The 6,935-nt window shown below is 69.3% G+C and carries 6 protein-coding genes and 1 pseudogene; 2 read left to right on the top strand and 5 right to left on the bottom strand.

From position 1 onward, the window contains the following. A pseudogene (locus JF886_RS05850) lies at positions 1-582 on the bottom strand (hypothetical protein); the annotation flags it as partial. On the opposite strand from JF886_RS05850, the gene JF886_RS05845 reads away from it, so the two are divergent. Beyond that, the gene (locus tag JF886_RS05845; protein ID WP_502711400.1) at positions 581-961 is read left to right on the top strand and encodes a cupin domain-containing protein; all 381 of its coding nucleotides are present in this window, start codon (positions 581-583) and stop codon (positions 959-961) included. The pseudogene JF886_RS05850 and the gene JF886_RS05845 overlap by 2 nt on opposite strands. Before the next feature lie 10 nt (positions 962-971). Here JF886_RS05845 and JF886_RS05840 read toward each other — a convergent pair whose 3' ends face one another. The 4 genes from JF886_RS05840 to JF886_RS05825 form a co-directional block, all read right to left on the bottom strand. After that, positions 972-2,402, bottom strand: a complete 1,431-nt coding sequence (locus JF886_RS05840; protein ID WP_337310516.1) for a putative glycoside hydrolase — start codon at positions 2,400-2,402, stop codon at positions 972-974. A gap of 91 nt (positions 2,403-2,493) precedes the next feature. After that, complete coding sequence (locus JF886_RS05835; RefSeq protein ID WP_337310514.1) at positions 2,494-3,249, bottom strand: polysaccharide deacetylase family protein; 756 nt, start codon at positions 3,247-3,249, stop codon at positions 2,494-2,496. After that, the gene (locus JF886_RS05830) at positions 3,246-4,739 is read right to left on the bottom strand and encodes an oligosaccharide flippase family protein (RefSeq protein ID WP_337310513.1); all 1,494 of its coding nucleotides are present in this window, start codon (positions 4,737-4,739) and stop codon (positions 3,246-3,248) included. The genes JF886_RS05835 and JF886_RS05830 overlap by 4 nt, the downstream gene beginning before the upstream one ends. A 12-nt stretch (positions 4,740-4,751) precedes the next feature. Further along, positions 4,752-5,600: a YveK family protein gene (locus tag JF886_RS05825; protein WP_337310511.1), complete on the bottom strand. Its 849-nt coding sequence runs from the start codon at positions 5,598-5,600 to the stop codon at positions 4,752-4,754. 106 nt (positions 5,601-5,706) lie between these two features. Between JF886_RS05825 and JF886_RS05820 the strand changes: the two genes are divergently transcribed. Then, positions 5,707-6,798, top strand: coding sequence for a GNAT family N-acetyltransferase (locus JF886_RS05820; RefSeq protein ID WP_337310509.1), 1,092 nt, complete (start codon positions 5,707-5,709; stop codon positions 6,796-6,798). The last annotated feature ends 137 nt before the right edge of the window (positions 6,799-6,935 follow it).

Below are 6,935 nucleotides of genomic sequence, written 5' to 3'. Positions count from 1 at the left end.
CGTGTAGCGCGGCACCCAGCGCGCCAGCCACGCCATCTCGCGCCAGTTGCGGGGGTCGGCGGCGGCGCGGCGCGGGTGGACCCACGCCGGCGAGATCTCGTGCAGCGGTGTGTCGAGGATGACCCGCACCGCCGCCACGCGTGGGACCATCCCGGTCAGCAACGCCGTCTCCATGTCGACGGCCGCGAACCCCTTCGCGAACCACGTGGCGCGGCCGGCGTGCGTCACCAGCGCGGCCGCGCACAGCAGCGGCTCGGTCACCGTCGGGAAGTCCAGCCGGATCGACGCGCACTGCAGCGCCGCGCTCCAGGCCGCGTCGCACGCCATCATCACGCCGTCCTCGCGAGCCACCTCGCGCGGGATCACCACCGTGCCCGGCGCCAGCTCCGGGTCGAATCCACCCGCCAGGCCGACGCTGAACGCCACTTGCGTGTTCGGCGCCGCACCCAGGTCGGCCAGTCCGATGCCCGCTCGCACCAGGCGCAGCTGCGGCACCAACCGGCGCACCGGCCGCGCCTCGTTGGCCGTCGCCGCGACCACGGTCACGTCGTCCGGATCGAGTGCCGCGCGTGCGTCCTCCATGCGCAGAGTCACGGTAGTGGATCGTCGCGCCTGTTCAGGAGGACCCGTGGACACCAAGGTCAACCTCACCGAGGAGCTCGCCCGCTTCACCGAGCAGTGGAGCCCGCACGTCGTCGGCAGGCTCAACGACTACAAGCTGGTCGTCGTCAAGGTGCAGGGCGAGTTCGTGTGGCACACGCACGGCGAGACCGACGAGCTGTTCGTCGTGTTGCGCGGCCGGGTCACCATCCAGCTGCGCGACCGCGACGTCGAGCTGGCCGAGGGCGAGCTGTTCGTGGTGCCGCGCGGCGTCGAGCACTGTCCCAAGGCGGAGTGGGAGGCGCACGTGCTGCTCATCGAACCGGCGAACACCGCTCAGAAAGGCGACGCAGCGCAGTAGCGGCGAGCGATCAGGCCGCGGGAAGCACCAGCGCGGACGTCGGACCGAGCGTCACCGAGGACACCACCGAGCCGTCGGGCATGCGGTAGTTGCCACCGAGATCGAACGTCTGCGAACCGCTCCCGGCCGGGTTGATCACCACGGTCCCCGCCGCGAAGTCGCGGCGCCAGCCGATGCCAACCGCGTAGCGGGCGCCGCTAGGCGCGCCGACGTCGGTCGTCCAGTCCGCGGCATACGGATCCACAAGGTCGGGGTCGGGGCGGTAGATGAGCGCGCTGCCGGCGCGGCCGTTCCAGCCGAGCAGGAAGCTCGCCCGTGTGTAGCGCATCGCGGTGACGTCGTTGATGCTGCCGTAGGTCAGCGCGGTGAACGCCGCGCCGGTGTTCTGGATCGTCTCCTCCATGTGGATGGAGGCAGCCCACTCGGCGCCGTTCATCAGGGGCGTTCCCTGCTGCCAGCGCATCCAGAACTCGTGGTTGTAGATGGAGAGGCTGGCCGCGATCTGCACTGACTCGTTGAGCGCGTTGGTGTCCCAGGGATTCGCGTTGCCGATGTTGGCGCTGACCAGCAGCCCGGCCGCCTTGAGCTGCGGGCTGACCACAGCCACGAATGCCTGTACCGTGGCCTCGTACTGCGAGTCGCTGTACTTGGCGAGCGTGCCATCGGTGCCGTGCCCGGGCGAGAGGTTGACGTCGTCCATCTCGATGCCCTGGAAGCCGTCACGGTGCGCCATGGCGATCTCGTTGGCCACCCACGCTGCCTGGTACGTCGGCGAGCCGAGGTCCATCATGTAGTAGCCGTTGTCGGTGTACTGCGCGCGCTGCCCGCTCTTGTTGAGCAGGAACCACTCGGGGTGGTTGTTGGTGGCGTAGCAGTAGCTGACACCCCACGACGGATTCGCGTCCCACTGGCAGGAATTCGGTCCTTCGGTCTGCACTTCGGCGTACACCAGCACCTTGGTCGCCGAGTTGGCGGCGTGGATCTGACCGACGCGTCCGTGCTCGTAGTCGTTGATCTCGACGTACACCGAGCTGCTGGTGTGCCCCAGGTACGCGTCCTGGCCGGTGCCGAAGGCGATCTGCGCGATGCTCGAACCACCGAAGACGCCGATGGCCGGGAGGGCGGGGAGGGCCCTGTGAACCGCCGGCTTGGAGCGCGACGCCGCCGTCGAGGAGGTGACCGGGGTGCCGGTCGCCGGAGCCGCGGTGGCTGTCTGCGTCGGCGAGGCGCTCGGCGTCGGCGACGGCGTCGGCCGGTCGGTTGGACTCTGGGTGGTGCCGGGCGTCCCGGTGGCGTTGGTGTTGGCCACGGGCGCCTTGACCGAGGTGCCGATGGTGCCCAGCGTCGCCACCACGGCCCCGGCCAGCAGGGCCGGCACCAGCGCCACCAGCCAGCGCTTGCGGACGATCATCGTGACGTGGTGCCAGGGTCGGTGGCGCATGCTGCCAAGATCAGGCCCTCCCCAGGCGGGATCTGCCGCCATCGGTCGTCCGAGTCCGTGCCGTTACCGATGCGTCCGTGGTATCCGCCCCCTATCCCTTCCGCCTCCTTCGAACCGAGTCGGCCGCGGTCAGGACGCTGAGGCCGCCTCGCACCGAGGCGGTGAAGGTGGCCAGGCTGACGTCTTCGATGAAGCTCCGGGGGATGGTAAAGGGATCGCCACCCGGGCGTGCCCAGCCACGGCGCGTGGTGATCGCCGACGTATACCCGGCGCCGATCACGGCGGCCCGGGCTCTCGCGTCAAAGTGCCCGAACGGGTAGGCGAACTGAGTGACCGGCCGGCCCACCAGGTCCTCGAGATCCTCGCGGCCCCCGCGCAGCTCACTCTCCAGGGCGGTGTCGTCGACCTTGCGCAGGTCGGCGTGGCTGCGGGTGTGGCCGCCGATCGTGATCCCCGCCGCGGCGCACTCGAGCACCTGCTCGCGCGTCATGTACTCGGGCGTGCCGATCAGCTTGCTGGGGACGTAGAGGGTCACCGGCAGCTTCACGTCGGCCATCACCGCCAGGCCGTTGCGGTACACGTCCTCCCAGGCGTCGTCGATGGTCAGCGCGACCGCGCGGTGCGGCCACTCCGTGGCGGGCGCCGCCGCCCTCTCGACGTCTACGGTTGGCAGGCGCGCTCGGTGCGCGGCCAGCCAACGCATCTGCTCCTCGAACCTGGACGGGCGCACGGTGAGGTCGTCCACGCGGTCGGCGATACGGTGGTAGCCGACCAGCATCAGCGCCGGCCCCAGTGGCACCGGCGCGCGCGCCCAGGCGCGCACAGCGATCTCGATCGTGGGCCTCACGGCACTGACTCCGCGGCCAATGCGCGCGCCGCCGTCTCGTTCTTCTTCCCGGCCAGCTCACGCAGGCCGCGCACGTCGCTGGCCACCCCTGGCAGGATGAGCGCCAGCGCGAGCGCGTACGTGGCGCAGAACACGATGCCGAGCACCACCAGCGCACCGAGCGACGTCGGGTCGGCAAGCGGCGCCACGGCATGGCGCAGCGCGAGAGTGGCCGCGGCCGCAACTGCCGCGGCAAACGCTATACGGGCCATGTCGAGGATGACCGGCCAGATCGACACCCCGGCGAGGCGCCTCACCAGCAGCAGATACGCGGCCAGCAGGGGAATCGCCACAACCACCTGGATGGCGCCGACTGTGGTGATGCCGTTGCGACCCACTGTGGCGATCAGCACCGCCAGGAGCACCACCCAGGCTCCCTTGAGCAGCGCATTGACCCGGGGATTGACCACTCGCAGAAGGCTGCTGGCAGTGAATGCGGCCGAGCGGATGCAGATGTAGATGCCCAGCCATCGGGCCACCGGCACCGAGGGAGCCCAGCGCTGACCGAGCAACTCGAGAGAGGGCGCAAGGGTGGCCACCCCCACTCCCATCAGGACCACGAGGCTGCCGCACACGCGCATGGTGAGCTCGAGCACTCGCTGCACCGCGGGCCTGTCGTTGATGACGCGCGCGTACAGCGGGAACGCCACGCCCGCGATGACCCAGGTGACCACGAGGAACGGGAGGATCGCGACGCGAAACGCAATCGTGTACAGACCCAGCGCGACGGGCCCGAGAAGCAGGGCGACGAGCGCGTAGTCGATGTTCTGGAGCGCGAACTCCAGGAATGTGCTGGCGAGCGCGGCACGTCCGAAGCGCATCAGCTTCGCGGCGAGCGCTGCATGCCAGCGCGGCACCGTGTGCCGCCCCACCACCACGAAGCCGACGAGCATGCGCAAGATTCCTGTCACTAGGTCGCCGATCACCAACGACCAGATGCCGACACCGCCGAGCGCGAGTCCGACGGTCAAGAGGCTGCCGCACACCGACGGGAGGACGTCGGGGAAGAATCGACGACGGAAGTCCAGCTCTCGCGTCAACATCCCAATGTAGGCACTGCCAGTGGCGTCGACGAAGATCACGATCCCGTACACGCGCAGCAGCGGCAGGGCGTCGGGAGCGCTGAAGACAGTCGCGATCGCCGGGGCCAGAGCGACGAGAAGGCCGCCGAGGACCGCGCCGAGGACCATGAGACTGAGAAGCGTGGTCTCAGCAGCGTCGCGGTCTTGCCGCCCCGGCCACCAGATCAGTGCGTCGATCATGCCGCCCTCGTTGAGCTGCAGAGCGACATTCGCCGCCAGCGTGGCGACGCCAAGAACGCCGAACTGACGAGCGTCCAGGTTCCGCGCGAGGACGAGCACGACGACCAGGACGAAGAGGCGATTGAGCCACGTCGCAGCCGCGGTCCACACCGTGCCACGCGCGGCTCGTCGAGCGAAGACGGTGCTCACGATCCGCGTGGCCTACCCGATTGTGACGTCACCTGTTTCGCCGCTCGGTGGAACCAAGTTTGGCCTCGGCGCCGCACCACGCTGCGCGTCGCCGTCCTTGTCATCAATGCCCTCGATGCTGAAGGTGGCCGGCCCTCCGTCACGACGCCCTTTGTTTGCGTCGCGTCCTCCGACCGCCTTGGTGACGCGCGGGTAGTCCAGCCTACCCGGCACGTGGTGCAGCCGTCCCACCCGCTCAGCGGTGGGGGTCGCGGCCCTCGCCGCCGTCGCCGCCGTCGCCGCGGCCTTCCTGGCCCGGCGGCGCCGCTGCACGCGTTCGGTGATCCATGCCGCCAGCGTGGACAGCAGGATCCCCAGGAAGGCGGCCGCTCCGAATGTGAGCGCCGGTCGGGGCCACGTGATCACCGCCGAGCTAGGCCCGTCGATGATTCCGATAGTGATCCCCGGTGCACCGAGCTGCGAACCGGTCAGGCGCTGGTTGAGGCCCAGCACCACCTCGGATGCTGAGAGCTCCGCCGCGGGCCCCGAGCCGCTGGTGGCGTTCACCTTGATGACCGGCGAGTCCGGAAACGTCACCACCGTGATCTGGGCGAGCTGCGTCTGACCGATGTTGGTCTGTGCCACCGCCAGTGTCTGCGGCGAGCTGAGCAGCGCGGAATACAGCGGGGTTAGCGAGTTGATCTGGGTCAGGAAGTTGCTGTCCGCGGCGGTGGCCGACAGCTGCAGTGTGTCCGTCGACTGGTACACCGGGGTCTGCAGGGCGAGGTACGCCGCCGTGATCACCATGATGTTGAGGAACATCAGGAGGGCCACCATCGGGTGTCGCACGACCGTGCGCAGGACGTCAACGAGGTCAGTCATCGATTTCTATCGCGCGATCATTGTTGGGAGGAGGGCCCCACAAGTGCGGAGCGGTCCCGCGAGTGTGATCGGAACCGGCCGACGACTGACGTAGAGTAACGCCCTTGTGACCAGCGGAGAGCACCAGCCTGACTCTTCGCCAGCGATCCGCGTCGAGGCCAGCGACTCCTTGGGTGAGTACGCGCGCGCCTGGGACGATCTCGTCCAGGGCATGCCGATTCCCTCTCCGTTCCTGCGCTCGTGGTGGCTCGACTCCGGGGCCACAAGCTCGCCGAGCATCGTGCTCGTGCTTCGCGCGGACAGGCTGATCGGTGGCCTGGCGTTGCAGCGCGACCGCCACCTCGGTGTCGAACGGCTGCGCGTGCTCGGCTCGGGAGTCCTCTGTCCCGATCACCTCGACGCCGTTGCCGCGCCGAGCATGGAGCAGGTCGTCGTCGGCGCGCTTCGTGACTGGTTGAGCCGTGGCGGCGACAGGTTGATCGATCTCGACGGAATCGTGACGTCGTCGCTCGTCAGGGCTGCCCTCCCCGGGCGCGTGCGCCGCGACCACACTGCCACGGCGCCCTTCATCGCGCTGACCGCGGGAACGCCGATGCAGAGCTCCGCGGGTCTGCGCCGTCGGGTGGCGCGGACTGACAAGCGGTTGCGCGCCGAGGCAGGCGATTGCCGGGTGGAGCTCGTCGGGGATCTCGACACCGGCTTGCAGCTGCTGCGCCGCCTGCACATGGAACGATGGGGCGGCGCATCCGGCTTCCTCGACGGCTTCGCCAGCTTCGCTGGGGTGTGCCGGGCTGCGGCCAGCCGCGGCGAGGTGCTGTTCTACGCGCTGTACGCCGGCGACGACGCCATCGCCGTGACGGTGTCCTTCGACGTCGGCGGCCGTGTGAGCCACTATCAGAGTGGCCGTGACACGGATCGCCGCTGGCACGGGGCGGGCACCCTGCTGCAGGCGAGGCTCATCGACGAGGCCGTCCAACGCGGAAGCCGCGAGGTCGACCTGCTGCGCGGCGAGGAGGCGTACAAGGCGGACTTCGCCACCGGCGGGCGCGACCTGTGGCGCCTGCGTTCGGCCACCGGCCCGCGGGCCGCGGCCGCGCTGATCGTCGACATCGCCGCGCAACGCGGGCGACGTCTTGCGGGGCGGGCCCGGGGACATCTGCAACGTCTGGTCTCGCATCAATCGCCTCCGCAGGCCTAGCAGGGTGATGAAAAAGGGGTTGACGAGTTAAACAGAAATGTGGGAGTCTCCTCACAACGGTATTCGAGGAGATCCTGCATGCGTGGCAACAGCTTCGAGCAAGTGGCAATGCTGTCGACGTTGACCCCGGACGAGTT

Source organism: Candidatus Aeolococcus gillhamiae, assembly GCF_016464765.1.
Classification (GTDB): Bacteria; Chloroflexota; Dormibacteria; order Aeolococcales; family Aeolococcaceae; genus Aeolococcus; species Aeolococcus gillhamiae.
The sequence above is the reverse complement of the archived record's forward strand: the minus strand, read 5'-3'. Positions and strand labels throughout refer to the sequence as shown.

Bases quoted from the DNA above. Each gene is read 5' to 3' on its own strand.
- JF886_RS05845 (WP_502711400.1), top strand. From the start codon at position 581: ATGCGCAGAGTCACGGTAGTGGATCGTCGCGCCTGTTCAGGAGGACCC.
- JF886_RS05840 (WP_337310516.1), bottom strand. From the start codon at position 2,402: ATGCGCCACCGACCCTGGCACCACGTCACGATGATCGTCCGCAAGCGC.
- JF886_RS05825 (WP_337310511.1), bottom strand. From the start codon at position 5,600: ATGACTGACCTCGTTGACGTCCTGCGCACGGTCGTGCGACACCCGATG.